This window comes from Microbacterium arborescens (assembly GCF_049707515.1).
In the GTDB taxonomy this organism is placed as follows: domain Bacteria; phylum Actinomycetota; class Actinomycetes; order Actinomycetales; family Microbacteriaceae; genus Microbacterium; species Microbacterium arborescens_B.
Genome location: NZ_JBNAFI010000007.1, coordinates 153444 through 175678 on the forward strand (window position 1 = coordinate 153444; position 22235 = coordinate 175678).

Annotated in this window: 25 protein-coding genes; 5 read left to right on the plus strand and 20 right to left on the minus strand. The window is 70.2% G+C overall.

Translation table 11 applies throughout. The features are described from left to right. The first annotated feature begins 197 nt into the window (after positions 1 to 197). Positions 198 to 719 carry a murein hydrolase activator EnvC family protein gene (locus ACPYN5_RS14015; RefSeq protein WP_424449596.1) on the plus strand — a complete coding sequence of 174 codons (522 nt, stop codon included), beginning with the start codon at positions 198 to 200 and terminating at the stop codon, positions 717 to 719. Between the two features lie 3 nt (positions 720 to 722). Here the strand turns inward: ACPYN5_RS14015 and ACPYN5_RS14020 are convergent, their stop codons facing one another. From ACPYN5_RS14020 to ACPYN5_RS14065, 10 genes are all read right to left on the minus strand, one after another. Then, a complete protein-coding gene (locus ACPYN5_RS14020) occupies positions 723 to 1316 on the minus strand; it encodes a DUF3060 domain-containing protein (protein ID WP_424449597.1) in 594 nt (197 codons plus the stop codon). Between the two features lie 62 nt (positions 1317 to 1378). Then, entirely contained in the window at positions 1379 to 2290 is a 912-nt protein-coding gene (locus ACPYN5_RS14025) for a tyrosine recombinase XerC (RefSeq protein WP_424449598.1), read from the minus strand. Positions 2291 to 2348: 58 nt separating this feature from the next. Continuing rightward, the gene (gene dprA, locus ACPYN5_RS14030; protein ID WP_424449599.1) at positions 2349 to 3527 is read right to left on the minus strand and encodes a DNA-processing protein DprA; all 1179 of its coding nucleotides are present in this window, start codon (positions 3525 to 3527) and stop codon (positions 2349 to 2351) included. Beyond that, complete coding sequence (locus ACPYN5_RS14035; RefSeq protein WP_424449600.1) at positions 3524 to 5065, minus strand: YifB family Mg chelatase-like AAA ATPase; 1542 nt, start codon at positions 5063 to 5065, stop codon at positions 3524 to 3526. The genes dprA and ACPYN5_RS14035 overlap by 4 nt, the downstream gene beginning before the upstream one ends. Then, entirely contained in the window at positions 5062 to 5424 is a 363-nt protein-coding gene (locus tag ACPYN5_RS14040) for a YraN family protein (RefSeq protein ID WP_424449601.1), read from the minus strand. The genes ACPYN5_RS14035 and ACPYN5_RS14040 overlap by 4 nt, the downstream gene beginning before the upstream one ends. 88 nt (positions 5425 to 5512) lie before the next feature. Next, positions 5513 to 5836 (minus strand): DUF2469 family protein, encoded by a 324-nt coding sequence (locus ACPYN5_RS14045; RefSeq protein WP_023950963.1) that lies wholly within the window; start codon positions 5834 to 5836, stop codon positions 5513 to 5515. A 58-nt stretch (positions 5837 to 5894) separates the two neighbouring features. Beyond that, positions 5895 to 6554 carry a ribonuclease HII gene (locus ACPYN5_RS14050; protein WP_424449602.1) on the minus strand — a complete coding sequence of 220 codons (660 nt, stop codon included), beginning with the start codon at positions 6552 to 6554 and terminating at the stop codon, positions 5895 to 5897. Further along, entirely contained in the window at positions 6551 to 7294 is a 744-nt protein-coding gene (gene lepB / locus ACPYN5_RS14055) for a signal peptidase I (RefSeq protein WP_424449603.1), read from the minus strand. The genes ACPYN5_RS14050 and lepB overlap by 4 nt, the downstream gene beginning before the upstream one ends. A gap of 140 nt (positions 7295 to 7434) precedes the next feature. Next, complete coding sequence (gene rplS / locus ACPYN5_RS14060) at positions 7435 to 7782, minus strand: 50S ribosomal protein L19 (protein ID WP_023950969.1); 348 nt, start codon at positions 7780 to 7782, stop codon at positions 7435 to 7437. 155 nt (positions 7783 to 7937) lie between these two features. Beyond that, positions 7938 to 8432 (minus strand): MFS transporter permease, encoded by a 495-nt coding sequence (locus ACPYN5_RS14065; protein ID WP_424449604.1) that lies wholly within the window; start codon positions 8430 to 8432, stop codon positions 7938 to 7940. 52 nt (positions 8433 to 8484) lie between these two features. On the opposite strand from ACPYN5_RS14065, the gene map reads away from it, so the two are divergent. Then, on the plus strand, positions 8485 to 9267 hold the full coding sequence (gene map / locus ACPYN5_RS14070) for a type I methionyl aminopeptidase (protein WP_424449605.1): 783 nt from the start codon (positions 8485 to 8487) through the stop codon (positions 9265 to 9267). A gap of 27 nt (positions 9268 to 9294) precedes the next feature. Here map and trmD read toward each other — a convergent pair whose 3' ends face one another. From trmD to rpsP, 4 genes are read right to left on the minus strand one after another with little or no spacing between them, the layout of a single operon-like run. Further along, positions 9295 to 9996, minus strand: coding sequence for a tRNA (guanosine(37)-N1)-methyltransferase TrmD (trmD, locus tag ACPYN5_RS14075; protein WP_424449606.1), 702 nt, complete (start codon positions 9994 to 9996; stop codon positions 9295 to 9297). A 1-nt stretch (position 9997) separates the two neighbouring features. Then, positions 9998 to 10615: a ribosome maturation factor RimM gene (gene rimM, locus ACPYN5_RS14080; RefSeq protein ID WP_424449607.1), complete on the minus strand. Its 618-nt coding sequence runs from the start codon at positions 10613 to 10615 to the stop codon at positions 9998 to 10000. A 1-nt stretch (position 10616) separates the two neighbouring features. Further along, positions 10617 to 10847: an RNA-binding protein gene (locus ACPYN5_RS14085; protein ID WP_023950977.1), complete on the minus strand. Its 231-nt coding sequence runs from the start codon at positions 10845 to 10847 to the stop codon at positions 10617 to 10619. A gap of 4 nt (positions 10848 to 10851) precedes the next feature. Further along, entirely contained in the window at positions 10852 to 11277 is a 426-nt protein-coding gene (gene rpsP, locus ACPYN5_RS14090) for a 30S ribosomal protein S16 (protein WP_424449608.1), read from the minus strand. Between the two features lie 183 nt (positions 11278 to 11460). On the opposite strand from rpsP, the gene ACPYN5_RS14095 reads away from it, so the two are divergent. Beyond that, entirely contained in the window at positions 11461 to 12630 is a 1170-nt protein-coding gene (locus tag ACPYN5_RS14095) for a glutamate--cysteine ligase (protein WP_424449609.1), read from the plus strand. A gap of 3 nt (positions 12631 to 12633) precedes the next feature. On the opposite strand, the gene ffh is transcribed toward ACPYN5_RS14095, so the two are convergent. Together ffh and ACPYN5_RS14105 are read right to left on the minus strand one after the other, a co-directional pair. Next, complete coding sequence (gene ffh / locus ACPYN5_RS14100) at positions 12634 to 14187, minus strand: signal recognition particle protein (protein ID WP_424449610.1); 1554 nt, start codon at positions 14185 to 14187, stop codon at positions 12634 to 12636. Positions 14188 to 14212: 25 nt separating this feature from the next. After that, positions 14213 to 14815: a TetR/AcrR family transcriptional regulator gene (locus tag ACPYN5_RS14105; protein WP_424449611.1), complete on the minus strand. Its 603-nt coding sequence runs from the start codon at positions 14813 to 14815 to the stop codon at positions 14213 to 14215. 58 nt (positions 14816 to 14873) lie between these two features. Between ACPYN5_RS14105 and lipB the strand changes: the two genes are divergently transcribed. Both lipB and lipA read left to right on the plus strand, forming a co-directional pair. Next, positions 14874 to 15512, plus strand: a complete 639-nt coding sequence (gene lipB, locus ACPYN5_RS14110) for a lipoyl(octanoyl) transferase LipB (RefSeq protein WP_424449612.1) — start codon at positions 14874 to 14876, stop codon at positions 15510 to 15512. Further along, a complete protein-coding gene (gene lipA / locus ACPYN5_RS14115; protein ID WP_424449613.1) occupies positions 15509 to 16528 on the plus strand; it encodes a lipoyl synthase in 1020 nt (339 codons plus the stop codon). The genes lipB and lipA overlap by 4 nt, the downstream gene beginning before the upstream one ends. Positions 16529 to 16553: 25 nt before the next feature. Here lipA and ACPYN5_RS14120 read toward each other — a convergent pair whose 3' ends face one another. From ACPYN5_RS14120 to smc, 4 genes are read right to left on the minus strand one after another with little or no spacing between them, the layout of a single operon-like run. Beyond that, on the minus strand, positions 16554 to 16997 hold the full coding sequence (locus ACPYN5_RS14120; RefSeq protein ID WP_424449614.1) for an MSMEG_6728 family protein: 444 nt from the start codon (positions 16995 to 16997) through the stop codon (positions 16554 to 16556). Between the two features lies 1 nt (position 16998). Further along, positions 16999 to 17499 (minus strand): DUF2004 domain-containing protein, encoded by a 501-nt coding sequence (locus ACPYN5_RS14125; protein WP_424449615.1) that lies wholly within the window; start codon positions 17497 to 17499, stop codon positions 16999 to 17001. A gap of 60 nt (positions 17500 to 17559) precedes the next feature. Beyond that, positions 17560 to 18432: a signal recognition particle-docking protein FtsY gene (ftsY, locus tag ACPYN5_RS14130; protein WP_424449616.1), complete on the minus strand. Its 873-nt coding sequence runs from the start codon at positions 18430 to 18432 to the stop codon at positions 17560 to 17562. 4 nt (positions 18433 to 18436) lie between these two features. Continuing rightward, entirely contained in the window at positions 18437 to 21943 is a 3507-nt protein-coding gene (gene smc / locus ACPYN5_RS14135; RefSeq protein ID WP_424449617.1) for a chromosome segregation protein SMC, read from the minus strand. Between the last annotated feature and the right edge of the window lie 292 nt (positions 21944 to 22235).

Here is a 22235-nt window from a genome sequence, read left to right on the forward strand (position 1 = left end):
CCGGAGCGGGAGACCTGGGGAAGATGCGCCACGATCGGGATCCGGTCGCTCAGGGCACGCGTAGTCACCTCGACGAGCGAGGTGCGGTGAACAGTGTAGCAGTCGGCGCCGTCTCCCCCAGGCGATGGGCGCGGCAGGTCTCCCCGTGTCGAAGCGCGCCGCGCTCGGACGAGGCGACGGCCGCACACACTCGGACGATGACTCGCTCCTCTGCGCGCCTCCTCGCCCTCGCCCTCGCCCTCGTCCTGACGGCCGCCACACCCTCCGTCGTCGCGGCGACGGGTGCGGCCGGTGATGACGGGTCGGCGCTTCCCGTGGCCGCCTGGACGATGCCGCTCCCAGGCGCCGCCGTCGCGCGCGCATTCGAGGCGCCGGCGCATGCGTACGCAGCCGGGCACCGAGGCGTGGATCTGGTGGCGGGTGAGGGCGAGGTGGTCGCTCCGGCAGCGGGAGTCATCGCTTTCGCCGGCCCGGTCGCGGGGCGGCCCGTTCTGACCATCGACCACGGCGGCGGGCTCGTCACGAGCCTCGAACCTGTGGAGACAGCACTCCGGGCCGGTACGCCGGTCGGCTCGGGTCAGCCGGTGGGGACGGCGGCGCCGGGCGGTCACGCCGGCGACGGCAGCATCCACTTCGGCGTGCGCCGGAACGGCGAGTACATCAACCCGCTGCTCCTGGTCGCGGAGCTCGAACGTCCCGTGCTGTTGCCGTGCTGCTGAGGGTCACCCGTTGCCGATGGCGTTGCGGTCACCGCTCTGCGTCACGGCCCCGAGCCGGTCGGCTTCGACGCGGTTGTCGTTGCCCGACACCGAGACGGATCCGATCTCGTCCGCATCCACGATGTTCCGATCGCCCGCAATGCTGAGCGCCTCGACAGCGGCGGCGTCGACGTCGGCGGACTGGCCGGTGATCTGCAGAGAGTCGACGGCTCCGAGGTCGATCTCGATGCGATCGCCGCTCGCCACGACGTCGCCGACGCGCGCAGTCTCGAGGTCGATGTCCAGCGAGTCGCCCTCGATGCGGACCAGGGCGCACTCGCCGGCGAAGGCGATGTCGAGGTCGGCTCCGCGGATGGCGACGACTCCGTCGACGCAGGCGATCTCATCCGGCGCAGCGGGCGTCGAGCCCGTCGCGCCGGGCGACGCCACAGGCGGAGACGAAGAGGATGCCGACGGAGATGTTGCCGACGGAGCAGCGGGAGGCGTCGCGGGCGCCGAGGGGCGGACGATGCGGTCGGGCTCGTCCGAGGCCGGAACGCAGGATGTCAGCGCGAGCACGAGCGCCACAGCGCCGCCTGCCATGATCGCTTTTCTCATACCCGTCTCCTCATCCTCGCTCCGCGCCGTCCACGCTACGTCGCCGCGGCATCTGTCTGCCATCAGGCCCGTGGGTGAGCCTGACGGTAGGCGGCGGCGAGCCGCTCCCCCGAGACGTGCGTGTAGATCTGGGTCGTGCCGAGGCTCGCGTGGCCGAGGATCTCCTGCACCGCGCGCAGATCGGCACCCCCGTCGAGCAGATGCGTCGCAGCCGAGTGCCTGAGGGCGTGCGGTCCGACCGTCTCGACGCCGAGCGCGGGTCCGAGCTCGTGAGAAACCGTCGCGTACACCGAACGGGGGCTCAGCCGGCCGCCTCGCGAACCGAGGAACAGGGCGCGCGTGCCTTCCCCGTTCCCCGCCGCCCGCGCTGCGAGTGCGGGCCGGGCGCGGACGAGATAAGCCTGGAGCGCGCTGAGCGCGGGCCGGCCGATCGGCACCACCCGCTCCTTGTCGCCCTTGCCTGTGACACGGGCGGTGCCGCGTCCGTCATCGATGTCGTCGAGATCGAGCCCGCACAGTTCCGAGACGCGGATGCCGGTGGCGTAGAGCAGCTCCAGGACCGCGTGATCGCGCAGAACGCCCGGGTCACCGTCGACGGCGGCAGTCCGGAGTCCGTCGAGCACGGACGCCATCGTCTGCGCCGTCGCGACCTTGGGGAGCGTCCGCGCGCGCCTGGGCGAGGCGAGCCGCAGCGCGGGGTCGGTGAGGATGTCGCCGCGCTCGGCCGCCCACGCAAAGAAGCCGCGCGCTGTCGCGGTGCGCCGGGCGAGGGTGGCTCGCGCGTCGCCGCGCTCGCTGGCGCGCCACACCCAATCCCGCAGCACTTCGATATCGACGTCGGCGATGTCGATGTCTCCGGCGGCATCGGCCAGGTCGGCCAGGTCGGTGAGGTACGCCCGCACCGTGTTCTCGGACAGTCGGCGGACGCGACGCAGATGATCGCCGTACGACGCCGACGCCTCCGAGATCCGCATGCATCCCAGCATGGCCGACGCCCCGCTCCCCCGGTCCCAGGCTCGCGGGACCCCGCACTCACCCGGTCGACCGTCGCCACCCCTGGGCGTCCGAGAGAACCCGGCCTTCGAGCGCGAGGAGCCCCAGCAGCGCCGTCACCTCGTCTTCCGCGACGCCCGAGCGACGGACGATCTCGCCGACATCTCGCGCGGACCGCGCGCTGAGAGCATCCAAGACCCGTACCGAGTCATCGGTGCGGTCGGAGTCGCCTCCTCCTGGGCGGGAAGCGTCGTCGGTCCACCCGAGAAGCTCGCGGACGTCGTCCGCTCCTGTGATGCACGCGCCGTCGTACTCCCGCAAGACGCGATGGCATCCGGCCGACGCGGCCGAGGTGACCGGCCCCGGCACCGCACCGAGCGCACGCCCGAGCGCCGCCGCGTGGCCCGCGGTGTTGAGCGAACCCGACCGCCACCCCGCCTCGACCACCACGGTGGCATCCGAGAGCGCCGCGATGAGTCGGTTGCGCTGCAGGAAGCGCCACTTGGTCGGTGCCGTGCCGCACGGTACCTCGCTGACGACGGCGCCGCGACGCGATATTCCGGTCAGGAGTCCGGCGTGAGCCGAGGGGTAGGCCTTGTCGACTCCGCCGGCCAGCACCGCGACCGTGCTGCCGTCGACCGCGAGACAAGCCCGATGCGCTGCCGCGTCGATTCCGACGGCGGCACCGGAGACGATCGTGGCCCCGCCCACCGCGAGGTCTCCGGAGATCTCCGCGGCGACCTGGACGCCGTACGCCGTCGCGGCGCGTGCTCCCACGAGCGCGACCGTCGGATCAGCCCGCGACAGCGCGGCCGTTTGGCCACGGACCCAGAGCGCGATCGGCGCGCGAACGCCGAGTTCATCCACCCGCAGCGGCCAGGCCGCGTCTCCCGGAACGATCAGCCGGACGCCGACCCGTCGGGCCCGTTCGATCGGGTAGAGGTGATCGTGCTGCCTGGGGCGCCACCGAGCACAGGCTCGGCGCCAGTCCCTCGTACTCAATCCGAGTTCGGCCGGCGGCTCGTCGACGCTGAGAGCGAGCTCGAGCGCCCGCGCAGCGCCGAGCTGCTGAATCGAGAGCCCGGCGATGCCGTCTCCCGGCTCGGCGAGCACCGACCAGCGGGCGCGCGCCCACCGCTCCGCGAGTCGCGCCGAGTCGCGCAGCTCCTCATCCGGCGCCAGCCCGTGCAGCGCGGCCCTCGGTTCGTCGCCGTTCACTGCTGCGCCCCCTTCTTGAGGAACAGCGCACGCCCGACGTCGTTCGCCGTCAGCCGTTCGTGACCTGCGAGGTCGGCGACCGACCACGCAACGCGCAGCACGCGGTCGTAGCCGCGCAGGGTGAGCGCTCCGCGTTGCAACGCCGCGTCGAGCGGAGCACGCACGCGCGCCTCGGGAGCGAGCGGGCCGTCGCGCAGCCACGCGCCGGAAACCTGCGCATTGGTGCGCCAGGGCGTCGCCGCGAGGCGCTCAGCCGCTCGGTGCCGCGCACGCGCCACCTGCGCCCGAGCGGCGTCCGTCGTCATCCCGGCCGCCCCGCGCATGGCGATGTCGGCGAGCGAGACGCGCGCGAGCGAGAGCTCGATGTCGATACGGTCCAGCAGCGGGCCCGACAGGCGTCCGAGGTAACGCCGGATGGCGAGCGACGGACACGTACAGGTCCCGCCGCGGACGCCGTACTGACCGCACGGGCAGGGGTTGGTGGCGAGCACCAGCTGGAACCGCGCGGGCAGCGTCGCCCGGAAGCCCGCGCGATGGATGTCGATCGACCCCGACTCGAGTGGTTGCCGCAAGGAGTCCAACGCGTGCGCGCTGTACTCCCCTGCCTCGTCGAGGAAAAGGACACCCCCGCTCGCGCGCGCGATGGCCCCGGGGCGCAGCGCTCGGCTGCCGCCTCCCACCAAGGCGGCGACACTGACGCTGTGATGCGGTGCCTCGAACGGCGGGATCCTGCTGAGGCTTTCCACGGCGACCCCGGAGAGCGAGCGGATCGATGCGACCTGCAGCGCGGTCTCGTCGTCGAGCGGCGGAAGGATGCCGGGCAGCCGGCGCGCGAGCATCGTCTTCCCCGCGCCCGGTGGGCCGGTCATCAGAAGGTGGTGTCCGCCGGCCGCGGCGACGACGAGGGCCGAGATCGCTTCCTCCTGTCCACGGATGTCGGCCAGGTCCTCCGCGGGCGCCGCCTCGTCGACCTCGCCGGCTGGCGCGCTCGGTCCCTCAACGGGCGTCTCCTCGTCGGCATCGACGTCGAGCCCGTGCCAGCGCGCGACGCCGGCGAGCGTTCGGCATCCGACGACCCGGATCCCCTCGACCAGAGCGGCCTCGGCACGGCAGGACTCGGGGACGATGATGGTCCGGCGCCCCGCTCGCGCTGCCGCGATGACGGCCGGGAGCACGCCCGGCACGGGGCGCAGGCGACCGTCGAGTCCGAGCTCACCGATGTGCACCGTGTCGGCGAGCGACGCCGGATCCATCGGCAGCTCCGTCGCCAGTGCCGCCGCGGCGATGGCCACATCGAAGCCGGCCCCGTGCTTGGGCAGACTCGCCGGCGAGAGGTTCACCGTCACACGCCGCCGCGACAGCGGCAGCCCGCTGTTCTGGCAGGCGTTGTGCACCCGCTGCTGAGCCTCGGCGAGAGCCCGATCGGCCAGACCGACGATGCGGAAGGCCGGTGTCTGGTTCGACAGATCGGCCTCGACCTCGACGAGGTCCCCGGCCAGCCCGGTCAGCGAGACCGCCCACGTCCGGCCGAGACTCATCGCAGGTCCTGGACGTGCTCGAGCCGCGCGGTGGCGACATCCTCCCCCGTGATGCCGATCACGTCCAGGCGAATCCGGCGCCCCCGCACAGCACCGGGATGCGCTGCGATCCACCCGCACGCGAGGCGCCAGAGCCGGTCCTTCTTACGCTCGTCAACGGCCTCGAAGGGGTGCCCGAAGGCGGCGCTGCGCCGTGTCTTCACCTCCACCACGACCAGCTCGTCGGGCGTCGCGGCGACGATGTCGATCTCACCTCGCCGGTCGCGCCAGTTGCGGTCGAGGATGTCGTACCCGCAGTCGGTCAGATGCCGCACCGCCCGCTCTTCACCGGCGCGTCCCCGGTCGTCTTTCGCTGCCATACGAGAACTCTCGTCGGCGGGCGGAGCGCTCGGAGGCCACCTGCCTCCGGCGGTGGACAACCCGCGCGGCTCGTGCGCTGGGGAGCGCTCAGCTGTCGAGCGAGAGCTCGTCGGGCAGCTCGAAATCGCGGCGCTGGAGCTCCTCGACGTTGACGTCCTTGAACGTGAGCACGCGCACGGACTTCACGAAGCGGTCGGCCCGGTAGATGTCCCAGACCCAGACGTCGTTCATCGTCAACTCGAAGTAGAAGTCGTGCTCGGTGTCGCGACGAACGACGTTGACATCGTTGGCGAGGTAGAACCGGCGCTCGGTCTCGATCACGTACTGGAACTGCGAAACGACGTCGCGGTACTCCTTGTAGAGCGCCAGCTCCAGCTCGCGGTCATAGTCTTCGAAGACTTCGTCATCCATGGTGGTTCCATCCTAGGCGGCGGGGGCACGCCACGATCTCGGCCGTGCGGACCCCCGTTCAGAACAGGGTCGGCGCGTCGGCGATCGCCCACGATGCGCGATGGTGGCGTGACAGGCCGTGCTCGCGGATCGCCGCGCGGTGAAGCGGACTCGCGTAACCCTTGTTCCGTGCCCACTCGTACATCGGGGTCTCGTCGTGGAGCTCGGCCATGTAGGAGTCGCGAGACACCTTCGCGATGACCGACGCCGCCGCCGCGCTCGCGCAGTCCCGGTCCGCCTTCACGATCGTCCGCACGTTGAGCCCGGGGCCGGCGACCGGGCTGACGTAGTCGTGGTTGCCGTCGAGGATGACCACCGTCTCCGCGGCGAAGGGATCGACGCCGTCGAGCGCCTGGATGGCACGGACGGCGGCGAGGCCGAGGGCGCGGATGATCCCCACCTCGTCGATCTCGCCCGGCGTCGCCGAGCCGACCGACGACGCGACGACCCATCCCGCCGCGCGCTGGGCGAGCTCGGGACGCCGCAGCTCGGTCACGAGCTTCGAATCGCGCAGGCCCTCGGGAATGCGGCGCCGCGCGCATCGCGCGTCGAGCACGGCCGCCCCGACGGCGACGGGCCCTGCCAGCGCGCCGCGCCCGACCTCGTCCAACGCGATGACGAGGTCGTGCTCGCGCAGCAGCCGCCGCTCGACGGTCAGCCGGGGCGCGACGACGGTCATCGTCCGCCCGGCGCGGGAACGCCCGCGAAGACGTCGTGGTGGAAGTCGATCGGGCCGAACCGGTCGAGCGGCCAGGTGATGAGGAAGGCGCGGCCGACGACGTTGTCGACGGGCACGAAGCCCTGTGAGGGCTGTTCCTGGTTGTAGCGCGAGTCGCGGGAGTGGTCGCGGTTGTCGCCGAGGACCCACAACGAGTTCTCGGGCACCGTCACATCGAAGGGCACCTCCTGCGGGGCGGACTGGCCGTCCGCGAGGGAGACGTAGGACGACTCGTCGATCGGCACGTCGTTGACGGTGATCTGACCGACCGCGTTGCAGCAGACGACGTGGTCGCCCGGCGTCCCGATGATCCGCTTGATCAGGTGGTCCTTGCTGTCCGGCGCCGACAGCCCCACGACCGAGAGCACCCAGTCCATGCCTTCGACGAGCGGGGGTCGGGCGGGCTCGACGGTGGTCGGCAACCATCCGCCGGGATCGCGGAAGACCACGACATCCCCGCGCGCATAGTCACCGAACCTCGGCGTGAGCTGGTCGACCAGGATGCGGTCATCCTTCAGCAGCGTCCGTTCCATGGATCCGGAGGGGATGTAGAACGAGCGCACCAGGAACGTCTTGACGAGGAACGACACCGCGAGGGCGATCGCCACGATCACGAGGATGTCGCGCAACAGCAGCCCGAAGCGACGTGATCGCGAGCGCGCGGGCCTCGCTGCCTGCGCGGCAAGATCATCGGTGGTCATCCAACGCCTTTCATCCGACTCTCCCGCCGGGGAGCCCATCCCAGGGTCGCACACTCGGGGCACATCACCGTTCGCCGCGCACCCGACACGACGGATGCCCCGAGCCTGAGCCCGGGGCATCCAAGAACACGTCGCTGATATCAGCGGTCGCGCTTCTCCTTGATCTTGGCCTTCTTGCCACGGAGGTTGCGCAGGTAGTACAGCTTCGCGCGACGGACGTCACCGCGAGTGACGACCTCGATGTGGTCGATCACCGGGCTGTGGACCGGGAAGGTGCGCTCGACGCCCACCTGGAAGCTGATCTTCCGGACGGTGAAGGTCTCGCGGACACCATCACCGGAGCGGCCGATCACGACACCCTGGAAGACCTGGATGCGCGAGCGGTTGCCCTCGGTGATGTTGACGTGCACCTTGACGGTGTCTCCGGGGGCGAAAGCGGGGATGTCGCTGCGCAGCGATGCTGCGTCGACGGAGTCGAGGATCTGCATGATCTTTTCTTCCTGCGACCGCCTCAGGTCGACCACGAGAGAGTTGAATAAGGATGCGGTGCCCCGGGCGCCCGCCGGGCGCCGCTCCCCTGAGGCAGAGATCTGTCAGGGCACAAGCGTTCATTCTGCCACGAACCGGCGCGCCGGCCAAAACGTCAGCGATCGCTGCGCCGGCGCTCCTCGATGACGACGACCCGCTCGTCCGCAGCACGCTCCGCGCCTTCGCGCACCCCGCCGCGGAGGAACCCCGCATCGGTCGCGGCCGAGAAGAGGGACACGGGCCGCGCCTCTCGGAACAACTGCCACAGCGACACCCAGAAGACGCCGAGGAAGGCGGCGACGGCGGCGAAGAGCAGCGGCCAGAAGGCGCCGGCCGGGTACAGCCCGATGACGACGATGAGGGCATGCCACACGGTGAAGGCGAGGACGTCCCACCACGAGAGCATCCGCGTGTGGCGGACGGTCCCGCGGGCGCGGACGAGCAGCGTCGTCACCAGCTGCCCCACGAGGACGGCGGGGACCGCGATGAACAGCACCCAGAGGAAGACCCACCCGCTCGCGCCCGAGATCGCCCAGCCTGCGACCAGCCAGAGCGGCAGCACCAGCGCTGCCGGGAGAAGCCAATGGAAGAGTGCGCGTCGCAGCCACATGCTCCCGATGCTACGCCGGTCCGGCAGGATGGAAGCTGAAGAGAGGATCACGATGATCGAGTTGCGCACCCCCGCCGAAATCGAGGCGATGCGTCCCGCGGGACGTTTCGTCGCCGAGACGTTGGCAACCCTTCGCGATGAGACGAGGGTCGGCACGAACCTGCTGGCGATCGACCGGCGCGCGCACGAGATGATCCGCCGAGCGGGCGCGGAATCCTGCTACATCGACTACCACCCCTCGTTCGGTGCGAGCCCGTTCGGGAAGGTGATCTGCACGTCTATCAACGACGCCGTCCTCCACGGGCTGCCGCATGACTACACCCTGCGCGACGGCGATCTGGTCACGCTCGATTTCGCCGTGGCCGTCGACGGCTGGGTCGCCGACTCGGCGGTGTCGTTCATCGTCGGCACGCCGCGCGACGAGGATCTCGCCCTCATCGACACGACAGAGCGCGCTCTCGATGCCGCGATCGGCGCAGCGACCGTCGGCAACAAGATCGGTGACATCTCGCACGCCGTATCGACGATCGCGCGGGCCGAGGGCCTGTCGATCAACACCGACTTCGGCGGACACGGCGTCGGCCGCGAGATGCACGGTGACCCGCACGTCCCCAACGACGGCAAGCCCGGACGCGGCTACCCGCTGCGCGCGGGGCTCGTCGTCGCCCTCGAACCGTGGTTCCTCCAGAGCACCGACAAGCTCGTCACGGACCCGGACGGGTGGACGCTCCGAAGCGCCGACGGGTCGCGGGGCGCCCACTCCGAACACACGGTCGCGATCACCGCGGACGGACCGATCGTCCTCACCGACCGCTCATTCCTCGGCGTCGACTGAGGGTACGCGGCGCCGGGTCGCGCGGTCTCACGCGTCCGGATCTGCCTGCAGCAGGTCCGGACGCCTTTCGCGCGTCCGTTCGACGCGCTGCGCGTGACGCCAGTCGGCCACCCGCCCGTGGTGCCCGCTGAGCAGGACATCGGGCACGTCGAGCCCGCGCCACGACGCGGGCTTCGTGTACGAGGGGTACTCGAGCAGGCCGTCCTCGTGCGATTCCTCGACGAGGCTCTCGGGGTTGCCGACGACGCCCGGGATGAGGCGCCCGATCGCTTCGATCATCGCCATCGAGGCGACCTCTCCCCCGTTGAGGACGTAGTCCCCCAGGCTCATGAGCCGCACATCGCCGAGTGTCGCGGCGTACGAGAAGACGCGCTCGTCAATGCCCTCGTAGCGACCGCATCCGAAGACCAGGTGCGAAGCATCGCTGAGTTCGCGCGCAGCCCCCTGGGTGAAACGCTCGCCCGCGGGCGAGGGGAAGATGAAGGTGGGCCGGTCGGCGCTGTCGGCGACGATCGCGTCGAGCGCGAGCCCCCAGGGCTCGGGCTTCATGACCATCCCGGCGCCGCCGCCGTACGGGGTGTCGTCGACGGTGCGGTGACGATCCAGCGCGTAGTCGCGGAGATCGTGGACCCGGACATCGAGCAGGCCGGCACCGCGCGCTTTGCCGAGCAGCGAGACCTCGAGGACGTCGAAGAAGGCGGGGAAGATCGTGACGACGTCGACGCGCACGTCAGTCCTCGTGCGTGGCGGCGTCGCCGTCCTGTTGCGAAGACGTTTCCTCCGAGACGACGGAGTCGTCGGCCGGCAGCTCTTCGAACAGCCCCGCGGGCGGGGTGACGATGACGCGTCCCGCTGCGACATCGACCTCGGGCACGATCGCTTTGACGAACGGCACGAGGATCTCGGTGTCGTCCCCGTCGCGCAGGACGATGAGCAGGTCTTGAGCCGGCAGGTGGTCGACGCGCGCGATGCGTCCGATCCGTTCGCCCTCTCGGACGACGTCGAGACCGACGAGCTGGTGGTCGAACCACGCGTCATCCTCGGCGGTGGCTTCGCCGTCCTGGTCGACCCACAGGATGGCCTTCACGAGACTCTCGGCGGCATCCCGGTCGTCGACGTCTTCGAGGAACACGACGGGGTGCGAGTTCATCCAGCGGAACTCGCGGACGGTCACGGTCTTGCCGTGCCACGGCGATGCCTCGGGAACCTGCAGCGTGAAGGTCGCACCGGGCACGAAGCGCCCATCGGGGTCGTCGGTGTAGAGCTCGAGCTTCAGCGCGCCCTTGAGGCCGTGCGCCTTGACGAGGCGTCCGACGCGGAGCTGCGTGCGGGCGGAGTCGGCGGCCATGTCAGTCGTCCGCGACGTCGACGCGGACACGGGTGCCGTCGGCCAGCGCGGAGATCAGCGCGCGCAACGCCTTGGCGGTGCGCCCGCCGCGCCCGATCACCCGTCCCCGATCGTCGGGGTGCACGCGCACCTCGAGGACCTCGCCGCGAGGCGATGAAGAGGAGCGGATGACGACGTCGTCGGGGTGATCGACGATCCCCTTGACGACGTGCTCGAGCGCGGCGGACAGCAACGGATTACTCCGCGTCGGTCGCGTCGGCGGCCGGAGCCTCGTCGGCCGGAGCCTCGGCCGCGGGCTCGTCGGCCTTCTTCGCTGCCTGCGGCTTGATGACCGACTTCTTCGAAGCGTCGGCGACGAACTCGCCCTTGGTCTCGGCCGTGCGGACGGTCGAGACGGCGTTCTTGTCGCCCTTGAACTTGCCCCAGTCGCCCGTGAGCTTCAGCAGCGCGGCGACCTGCTCGGTCGGCTGTGCGCCCACCGAGAGCCAGTACTGCGCACGCTCGGAGTCGACCTTGATGACCGAGGGCTCCTCGGTCGGGTGGTACTGACCGATCTCCTCGATGACGCGACCGTCGCGCTTAGTGCGCGAGTCGGCGACGACGATGCGGTAGTAGGGTGCGCGGATCTTGCCGAGGCGCTTGAGACGAATCTTGACAGCCACAATTCTCCTGAGTGGTGTGATGTGAAGTGAACGTCGCCTGGAGCGTGGGGTGCACACCCGGCGGGAGCTCTGAGGGTGGACCTTCTCGCCGGATAGAGGGTCGAGCGAGTGGTCCAACCGTCTATTTTGCCAGATGATGACCGTCGTCGCGAACCGTGTCGTACCGCGTGTCAGACTGAGCGCATGACGGTCCCTTTCGCCACGTCTGCCCGCTCGTCCGTGGGAATCGAGTGGGAGTTGATGCTCGCCGATCGAGACACCGGGGATCTGGCCCCGCGTGCCCCCGAGGTGCTCGCCGAGGTCGAGGAATCGTCGGCGCTCGAGCGCTACACGATCACCGGCGAACTGCTCACGAACACGATCGAGGTGACGAGCGGTGTCGGCGACACCGTGGCCGCCGCCGTCGACGACATCGACGACGCCATCCAGCGGGTGCGCGAGTTCGCAGCGCCGCGGGGCCTCGAGATGCTGTGCGCCGGCAGCCACCCGTTCGCTCGGTGGTACGAACAGGAGATCACCGACAAGACCCGCTACCACAAGCTCATCGAGCGCACCCAATGGTGGGGTCGGAACATGATGATCTGGGGCATCCACATCCATGTCGGCGTCGAGGACGTCAACAAGGTGTTCCCGCTCATCAACGCCCTCTCGCTGTATCTGCCCCACCTGCAGGCATTGTCGGCGTCGAGCCCGTTCTGGGCCGGAGAGCGCACGGGCTACGCATCCAACCGCGCCCTCGTGTTCCAGCAGCTGCCGACGGCCGGACTGCCGTGGAGCTTCACGCAGTGGAGCGACTTCGAGAATTACCTCGACGGGATGGTCCGCACCGGCGTCATGGAGGACGCCTCCGAGGTGCGGTGGGACATCCGACCGGCGCCGAAGTGGGGGACGCTCGAGATCCGCGCCTGCGACGGCATGTCGACGCTCCCCGAACTCGCCGCCGTGGCATCGCTCGTGCAGGTGCTCACCGAGCACCTGTCGCGCCAGCTCGACGAGGGGCGGGAGCTCCCCACCATCCCGCCGTGGTTCGTGCGCGAGAACAAGTGGCGCGCGGCCCGCTACGGGCTGGATGCTCGGCTGATCGTCGACGCCGAGGGCACGCAGCGCCCGGTCGCCGATCACCTGCGCGAGACGATGGCAGAGCTCGAGCCCGTCGCCGAGGAACTGCATTGCGCCCGCGAGTTCCGCGGCCTCACGACGATCCTCGACCAGGGCGCGAGCTACCTGCGTCAGACGCGGGTCGCGGATGCCGCGGACGGCGACCTGCGCGAGGTCGTGCAGCACCTCATCCGGGAGTTCCGCGACGGTCCGACGCTGCGCCAGCACCTGGCGCAGCCCGACACCGGACGCTGAGGCTCAGCCCTTTCCGAAGAGCTTCTGGATCTCGGCGAGGTCGGCCTCGGTGGGCTGAGCCTGCTTTGCGCCACCGAGACCGAAGCCGGACCCGGTGGGAGCCGTCGCGGTCGCGAGCCCCGCATTCTCGGCCGCGCGCTTGGCCGGATTGCCCGAGCGCGAACCGCTCTTGCTCTTCGCCTGCTTGCCGCGCTTGCTCGAGGCCCCCGGCTTGCCGCCCATCGGGCCCATACCCGGGATGTTGGGCACGCCGCCCCGGGCGACGGTCTTCATCATCTTCGCCGCCTGCTCGAATCGCTGCACGAGCTGGTTCACGTCGGTGACCGTCATGCCCGATCCGCGAGCGATACGAAGGCGACGCGAGCCGTTGAGCACCTTCGGGTTGCGTCGCTCGGCGGGAGTCATCGACCGGATGATCGCCTCGGTGCGGTCGATCTCGCGCTCGTCGAACTGCTCGAGCTGCTGCTTCATCTGCCCCATGCCCGGCAGCATGCCGAGCATCTTCTTCATCGAGCCCATCTTCTTCATCTGCTGAAGCTGGTCGAGGAAGTCCTCAAGGGTGAACTGCTCCTTGGCGAGCTTCTCGGCGACCGCGAGAGCCTCTTCCTCATCGAAGGCCTGCTGCGCCTGCTCGATGAGGGTGAGGATGTCGCCGAGGTCGAGGATGCGGCTGGCCATGCGGTCGGGGTGGAAGGGCTCGAGGTCGTCGAGGCCTTCACCCGTCGAGGCGAAGATGATCGGGCGCTGTGTGACGGACGCGACCGAGAGCGCCGCGCCACCGCGAGCATCGCCGTCGAGTTTCGACAGGACGACGCCGGTGAAGTCGACACCCTCCTGGAACGCCTTGGCGGTGTTGACGGCATCCTGACCGATCATCGCGTCGATCACGAAGAGGACCTCGTCGGGATCGGTCGCCTTGCGGATCGCGGCCGCCTGCTTCATCAGCTCGGCGTCGACGCCGAGGCGACCGGCGGTGTCGATGATGACGATGTCGTGCTGCTGGCGACGAGCGTGCTCCACGCCGTCGCGTGCCACGCGCACCGGGTCTCCGACGCCGTTGCCCGGCTCGGGCGCGTAGATCGCGGCGCCGGCGCGCTCGGCGACGACCTGGAGCTGATTGACGGCGTTGGGCCGCTGGAGGTCGCAGGCGACGAGGAGCGGGGTGTGACCGTCCTTCTCGAGCTGCTTGGCGAGCTTGCCCGCGAACGTCGTCTTACCCGAACCCTGGAGACCCGCGAGCATGATCACCGTCGGCGGGTTCTTCGCGAACTGGAGGCGTCGCTGCTCTCCGCCGAGGATGCCGACGAGCTCCTCGTTGACGATCTGGACGACCTGCTGCGCGGGGTTCAGCGCACGGTTGACCTCGTCGCCCAGGGCTCGCTCGCGCACCTTGGCGGTGAACTCCTTGACGACCACGAGGGCGACGTCGGCGTCGAGCAGGGCCCGGCGGATCTCGCGGACGGTCTGGTCGACGTCAGCCGCCGAGAGCTTTCCCTTGGTGCGGAGATTCCGGAAGGTCTCGGTGAGACGGTCGGAGAGCGTGCCGAAAGTTGCCATGATCCCTCGATTCTACGTGAGCGGGTCATTCCGAGCGGGCAGCGCCCGCGGCGCCCTTCGGCCGACTGCCCCGCACGATCGAGATCGCGCGAGCCATCTCCTGTCCGAGGTCTGCGCGCCCCGCTCCCCCGCGCGCCCAGGAACGCACGGCGCCGAGGACCGCGCCACCCCATGCCGCTCCGTGGATGTCCGAGTCGAGGCGTTCGCTTCCCGCCCGGTGCAGGGCTGCGGCGGCCGCGGCGGCGATCCGCGCCGAGCGCACGGCCGCGTCGCGCTCGAGCTCGTCCGACAGTCCCATCGCGACGTCATTGACGATCGCGAGCGCCAGCGCATCGGGCGCGAAGCCCCGCGCGAGGTCAGCCACCGCGGACTCCACCGCGTCGGAGCCTTCTGCTCGCTCGAGTGCCTCCTCCAGCGCGGCGATGCGCTCATCCAGGCCCGACCACAGGACGGCCGACTTGGAGGAGAAGTAGTTGAAGAAGCTCGAACGGCTGACACCCGCCCGCCGGGTGATGTCCGCGACAGCCGTGGCTTCGTAGCCGCGCTCGAGGAAGAGCTCGCACGCCGCTTCGGCGAGGGTCTCGCGTGAGGAGGCGCGGGGCCGACCCGCCCGACTCGTCGATGTCACCACAACAGCCTAGGCGTGTCGTATTGTTGGACGCGGTCCAGCATTCCGAGGAGGAACAGTGCTCGATGTCCGCATCCTGGGACTCGCTCCCGCCGTGGTCTCCTACGCCGAAGGGTGGGAGCGGCAGCGCAGCATCCACGCCGCCGTCGTCTCCGGGAGCCCCGACACGCTTCTCCTGCTCGAACACGAGGCGGTCTTCACCGCTGGAGCCCGCACCGAGCCGAGCGAGCGACCCACCGACGGCACGCCCGTGATCGATGTCGACCGCGGTGGCAAGATCACGTGGCACGGGCCCGGACAGCTGGTCGGTTACCCGATCGTGCGGCTCCCCGAGCCGGTCGATGTCGTCTCGCACGTACGACGGCTCGAGCGCGTGCTGATCGCCGCGGTCGCCGACCTCGGGGTGACGGCGCGTCAGGTCGCGGGTCGGAGCGGAGTGTGGGTCTCCGCCGATGGGCGCGACGCCAAGATCGCGGCCATCGGGGTCCGCGTGCAGCGCGGCGTCACCATGCACGGGTTCGCCCTCAACTGCGACAACGATCTGGCCCCGTTCGACCGCATCGTGCCGTGCGGCATCTCCGACGCCGGCGTCGCCTCGCTCACGACGGTGCTCGGCCGACGCATCTCCCCTGCAGCCGTCGTCGACACGGTCGCGGCCCGCTTCCGCGCGGAGTTCGAGACGGCGGTCGCCGCATGACCGGGTGCGCCGTGCCCGCAGCGCCGGCGGCCGGTGGACCCGAGGGTCGCAAGCTCCTGCGATTGGAGGTGCGCAACGCGCAGACGCCGATCGAGCGCAAGCCGGAATGGATCAAGACGACGGCCCGAATGGGTCAGGAGTACCGGGCGCTCCACGACCTCGTGCGCGAAGAGGGTCTGCACACCGTGTGCCAGGAGGCGGGCTGCCCCAACATCTACGAGTGCTGGGAGGACCGCGAAGCGACGTTCCTCATCGGCGGTTCGCAGTGCACGCGGCGGTGCGACTTCTGCCAGATCGACACCGGTAAGCCCGCCGAGTACGACACCGACGAACCGCGCCGCGTCGCCGAGAGCGTCCATCGGATGCAGCTGCGCTACGCCACGGTCACCGGGGTGGCGCCCGACGACCTGGCCGACGGCGGAGCGTGGCTGCACGCCGAGACCGTGCGCCGCATCCACGCCGAGAACCCCGGCACCGGAGTCGAGATCCTCGCGACCGACTTCAACGGAGACCCGGCACAGCTCGACGAGGTCTTCTCGTCACGGCCCGAGGTCTTCGCCCACAACGTCGAGACGGTGCCGCGCATCTTCAAGCGCATCCGCCCGGCGTTCCGCTACGAGCGCTCGCTCGGCGTGATCACCCGTGCGCACGAGGCGGGGCTGATCACCAAGTCCAACCTCATCCTCGGGATGGGCGAGACGCCCGACGAGGTCGTCCAGGCGTTGCAGGATCTCCACGACGCGGGAACCGACATCGTGACGATCACGCAGTACCTGCGTCCGACACCGCGCCACCTCCCGGTCGACCGGTGGGTGAAGCCGGACGAGTTCGTCGGATTCCGCGAAGAGGCCGAGCGCATCGGATTCCTCGGAGTGCTCGCCGGACCCCTCGTGCGCTCGTCGTACCGGGCCGGGCGCCTGTGGGCGCAGTCGATGACGGCGAAGGGCCGCGACATCCCGCAGCATCTCGCACACCTCGCCCCGTCTGCCGAGTCGGATTTCGCGCAGGCGGTCTGACCCCGTCCGGCCCGGCGCGAGCCGGTCAGGCCGACGTGGGGTCGGGAGGCCAGACGTAGGGAAGGTCGTCGGGGACGTCGCCGAATCGCGGGCCGTAGAACGCGGCATCCTTGCGCAGGAGATTCGATCGGTGCGAAAGGTGGAAGGCCGCATCCCCGAGCCACGGCGGCATCTCCACCTCGCTCTGGGGCAGTCCGTCGACCTCCGGGGCGAACTCGAGGATCTGCGCACGCACCGTGTCGGCGCGACCGCCGGCGATCCACGCGTCGGTCATCACGAGGCCGTAGGCCGTGAGGGCGGGCAGATAGCCGCGCCACATCTTCGCCGCCGGGTGGTTGCGCCATCCGTAGCCCGGCACCGTGTTGGCGCGCAGCAACTGCAGCGTCTCGACACGCTGCTTGCCCAGCCGCGGCGCGTCGAGCACGGCCGCGCACTCGGCGAACGAGGGGTAGGGCAGGAACGTCTGCACGTCAGTCGGCGCTGGTGACCGACTGGATGCTCCCGTCGCTGGTCAGATTGACCAGGAGCACCTCGTCGGTGGAATCCGGGTCGAGCGCGTACTCGAGGACGGCGAACGGGTCAGATCCGCCGTGCTCGTCCGCCAGGATCGTCATGCTGATGAGCTGCAGCGATCGGATGACGTCCATGTGGACATCGCCGGAGATGTCGACGAGGTACGACTCGATGTCTTCGCCCAGCTGCTCCTGCTGCTGCAGGATGAACTCGATGACCTCGCTCGTCCGATCGCTGAGCTCGGACACCATCGCGTTGCGCGCCGAGAGGTCGATCGACTCGATGGCCGAGATCATCGCGGCGGCGACGTCCAGCGCCGCGGCGGAGACGTCGTCCTGGTCGGGCGCGGTGAGATCGACGGTGACCGTCTGGTCGCCGATCTCGACGTGATCCGACCAGAAGATCGATCCGTCCGGCCCGGACTCGAGGAGTCCGAAGTAGTCGTGCTCGATCGCCATGTGTTTATAGAACCAGCCGTGAGGGTGCGGGGGAAGTGGTGACGCGGCGCGGCGCGGGACTCAGTCGACCAGAGCGGCCGCGAAGACGTGCGGAGTGAAGCCGGTGAGGTCGTTGATGCCCTCGCCCTGCCCCAGGAGTTTGACCGGGATGCCGGTGCGCTCCTGCACCGCCAGGACGAATCCGCCGCGGGCGGAGCCGTCGAGCTTGGTGAGGACCAGACCCGTCACGCCCGCGTGCTCGAGGAACGCCTCGGCCTGCATGACGCCGTTCTGGCCGGTGGTGGCGTCGAGGACCAGGAGCACCTCGCTGATCGGGGCCTGCTTCTCGATCACCCGCCGGATCTTGGTGAGCTCGTCCATCAGTCCGCCCTTGGTGTGCAGGCGCCCCGCCGTGTCGACCAGCACGATCTCGGTGCCCGTGCTCTTGGCGTAGTCGATGGTCTGGAAGGCGACCGAGGCGGGATCCTGGCCCTCCTGCTGCGGCCGGACGATCTGCGCCCCGCCGCGCTCGGCCCACGTGGCCAGCTGGTCGACCGCTGCTGCTCGGAAGGTGTCGGCGGCTCCGACGACCACCGAGCGGCCGTAGCGCTGCAGGAACTTGGCGAACTTGCCGATCGTCGTGGTCTTGCCGACGCCGTTGACGCCCACGACGAGGACGACTGCCGGGCGCTCGGTCAGCCTCAGGGTGGAGTCGAAGGCGGCGAACCGCTCCTCGAGGGTCTCCCTGAGCATGCGCTGGAGGTCTCGCGGATCGGTCGTGCGGTAGCGCTCGACCTTGCCGCGGAGGTCGTCGACCAGCCGCTCGGTGATGTCGGGACCGAAGTCGGCGGTCAGAAGCGCCGTCTCGAGGTCGTCCCACGTGTTCTCGTCGATGGTCGGCTTGACGAAGAGCCCGCGCAGCGCGCGCGAGAGCGACCAGGGATTCTCGGCCATGTCCTCAGCCTACGGCGCCCGCGCGCTCGCGCACGCGCTGACCCACGACGGCCGACACGCCGTCCTGCCGCATCGAGACGCCGTACAGAGCGTCGGCGATCTCCATCGTCCGCTTCTGATGCGTGATGACGATGAGCTGGCTCGACTCGCGGAGCTGCTCGAAGACACCGAGGAGGCGCCCGAGGTTCGCGTCGTCGAGCGCGGCCTCCACCTCGTCGAGGATGTAGAACGGGCTGGGACGAGCCTTGAAGATCGCGGTCAGGAGGGCGACGGCCGCGAGCGACCGCTCGCCGCCCGACAGCAGCGACAGCCGCTCGATCTTCTTGCCCACGGGGCGCACCGAGACCTCGATGCCGGTCGTCAGCGGGTTGTCGGGATCGGTGAGCGAGATGCTGCCGGTCCCGCCGGGGAAGAGGATCGGGAACACCTCGCCGAAGGCGATTTTCGTGTCCTCGAACGCCGCGAGGAAGATCGACTGCATCCGTTCGTCGAGCTCACCGATGATCGTGAGGAGGTCCGCTCGGGTCTGGGTCAGGTCGGCGAGCTGCTCGGTGAGGAAGGCGTGGCGCTGCTCGAGCGCGGCGTACTCTTCGAGCGCGAGCGGATTCACACGGCCGAGCTGCGCGAGCTTCCGCTCGGCTTCGGCCAGACGCCGGCGCTGCGCTGCCCGGTCGAACGTGACCGGCTCCCCCGCGTCGTTCAAAACGGCTTGGTCGGGCCTGTATTCCGAAACGAGAATGTGCTCGTCGAACCCCAGTTCGGAACCGACGCGTTCGAGCAGACTCGTCACGTGCAGCTTCTTCTCGTGCATCTGCAGCTCGAGGCCGTGCACCGACTCCGTCAGCGCGGAGAGGCGACTGCGCGCGGCATGATCCTGGCGACGGAGCTCGGACAATTCCGAGGTGATCTCGCTGCGCGCCTGCTCCGCGCGTCCGAGCTCGACACGCGCCGCGGCGACGGAACGGTCGATGGATTCGAGCAGCGGCGGAAGCTGTGCCGCGACGGCATCCGCGATCGCGCGCTGCCGGCGACGGATGACGGCGCGGCGTGCGGCCTCGGCTGCCGCCGCCCGTTCCCGCTCGCGCTGCCGCTCGAGCTGCACGACCCGCGCCTCGCCGGCTCGGACGCGCTCGCGCAGCGTCTCGACGTCCAGTCGCGCGCGCATCTCGTGCTCTCGTGCATGCTCGAGCGCATCGAGCAGTCCGTCGCGCGCCGACGCGTCGAGGATCGGGCGGGGGGCCGCTGTCGCCGCGGCCAACGCGTCCTCCGCGTCGCGTGCAGCCGACTCGGCTTCGGTCGCGGCGGCCACGGCAGGGGCGAGCCCGGCCTCGAGCCGATCGCACTCGGCGACGGCCGCCTCGTAGCGTACGGTGGCTCGGTTCAGCTTCTCCGCGTCGGCGGCGAGGGCGGCGTCGTGCGCGCGCAGAGTCTCGAGCGCGGTCCGGGTTCGCGCACGTGCCTCGGACCACGCGGCCTGCGCGTCCGCGAGCGACTCGCGCAACGCGTCGGCGATGACGGCCATCTCGCTCAGCCGATCGGCGGCGCCATCGCGCTCTGCGGCGAGCTCGAGGCGGGAGCGTCCTTCGCCCGAGCCGGCGCGCATCGTCCGCCACGAGACCACCTCCCCGCGCTTGGTCACGACGACGGCGCGTTCCCGGTCCGCGACACTCCACGCGTCCCGGATCCGCACGGCCGCGTCGAGGTCGTCGGCGATGAGGACACCCGCGAGCTGCCCGGTCACCCCGACGGGACCGCTGATGACGTCGATCGCGCGAACGGCTCCGGGCACCGCCGCGACCGGAGTGCCCGCGGCCGCGTCTGCGAGGACGATGTCGATGACGCCGAGATCATCCTCTGCGGCCAGGTCGGCCGCCCGCAGCGCAGCCGCGACATCGACGGCGAGGACCCCCTCGGCAAGCGCACCGAGAGCCGCCGCGACAGGCGCTTCGAAGCCCGGTTCGACCTTGAGGGCATCGGCGACGAGCGAGCGCAGCCCCTCGTCGCCCCGCGCGAGCAGATCGGCCGCAGCGTTGCGCACCTCGAGCGCCCGGCCGAGGGCCGCCGTCTGGGCGGTAAACGACTCGACCTCGCGTTCGGCCGCATGGAGTCGCTCACGGATGCCCGACAGCGCGGTCTCCGCCTCCGTCGCATCGCGCTGCGCCCGCTCGTACGCGGCCGTGTGCTCGGCCGAGCTCGCTTCGGGCGCGGAGTCCGATTGCACCTGCTCGAGCGCCGACTCCGCCTCGGCACGGCGGGCGCGGGCGGCGTCGAGCCCGCGCTGTTGGCGGTCGACGGCGGCGCGGAGCGCCTCCAGACGGGAGGCGGCCGCTTCCGAGCGCCCCCGCAGCTTCGTCAGTCGCATGTCGTGCTCGGAGACGAGAGCGCTCTGCGCGGCGATGTCCGAGTCGAGCGCGTCGAGCTCGGCGCGGGCGCGGATCACATCCCGGGATGCCGCGGCTGCAGCATCCTGCGCCTCCCCGACGCCCGCGGCGATGTCGTCGACTTCCTGGCGTGCCTCGTCGATGGCCGACTGGCCCACCGTGGCGACGTCGATCGCGAGCTGCCCGTCGTCCTCGAGGAGTGCCCGGCGCTGCGCGGCGAGCGTGTGGAGCCCGCGAACGCGCTCCTGCACCTGCTCGAGCGCGAACGCGGTGGCACGCGCCCGGTCGACGGCCTCCGAGCGCTGCTCCGCCTCGAGCTCGTCGATGCGGCGCTTGACGCCGTCGAGCCGGTCCTGCAGAACGAGACGCTCCGCGTGTCGCTCGTGCTCGTCGCGGGCATGATCGGCCAGCTGCGAACGCAGCGCCATGAGGTCGTCGGCGAACAGCCGGGCCTTGGCATCGCGGACCACGGCCGCGATCGTCGCCGCCTCGCGCGCGATCTCGGCCTGCTTTCCGAGCGGTTTCAGCTGCCGGCGAAGCTCGCCGGCCAGATCGCTGAGGCGCGTGAGATTGGTCTCCATCGCCTCGAGTTTGCGGACGGTCTTCTCTTTGCGCCGGCGGTGCTTGAGGATCCCGGCGGCTTCTTCGATGAAACCCCGACGGTCCTCGGCACTGGCCTGCAGCACGGTGTCGAGCCGGCCCTGTCCGACGATGACGTGCATCTCGCGGCCGAGACCCGAGTCGCTGAGCAGCTCCTGCACATCGAGCAGGCGACATGTCTCGCCGTTGATGGCGTACTCGCTCGAACCGTTGCGGAACAGCGTGCGGCTGATCGTCACCTCGGTGTACTCGATCGGGAGGACGCCGTCGTGGTTGTCGATCGTGAGCTGCACCTCGGCGCGCCCGAGCGGCCCGCGCGTCGCCGTCCCGGCGAAGATGACGTCCTCCATCTTGCCGCCGCGGAGGGTCTTGGCGCCCTGCTCCCCCATGACCCAGGCGAGCGCGTCGACGACGTTCGACTTGCCGGATCCGTTGGGCCCGACGATGCAGGTCACGCCGGGTTCGAGCACGAACGTCGTGGGCTGGGCGAATGACTTGAAGCCCTTGAGCGTGACGCTCTTCAGGTGCATGTCGGGCCCTCCCGGCGCTCGGTGAACGTCCACACGCTACCGGAGGATCACCGACGCGACTTGACGCCGCACCGCACATACCGCTAGCGTCACTTCCCGCATCCCGAATGAAAGGAGGTTCCCTGATGTTGATTTCCGTCACCGCGTTCACCGCTGTCGCCGTTCGTTCCGAACACCGCGACCGTTGCTTCCGCGCCATCGGTGGAGCCGCCGTCATCGGTGCTCCGCTGAACGCCTGAGTCTGCGAGTCCCTCGCCCCGTTCCGCCTCTCCGCCCGTGCGCCCTCTGCGCG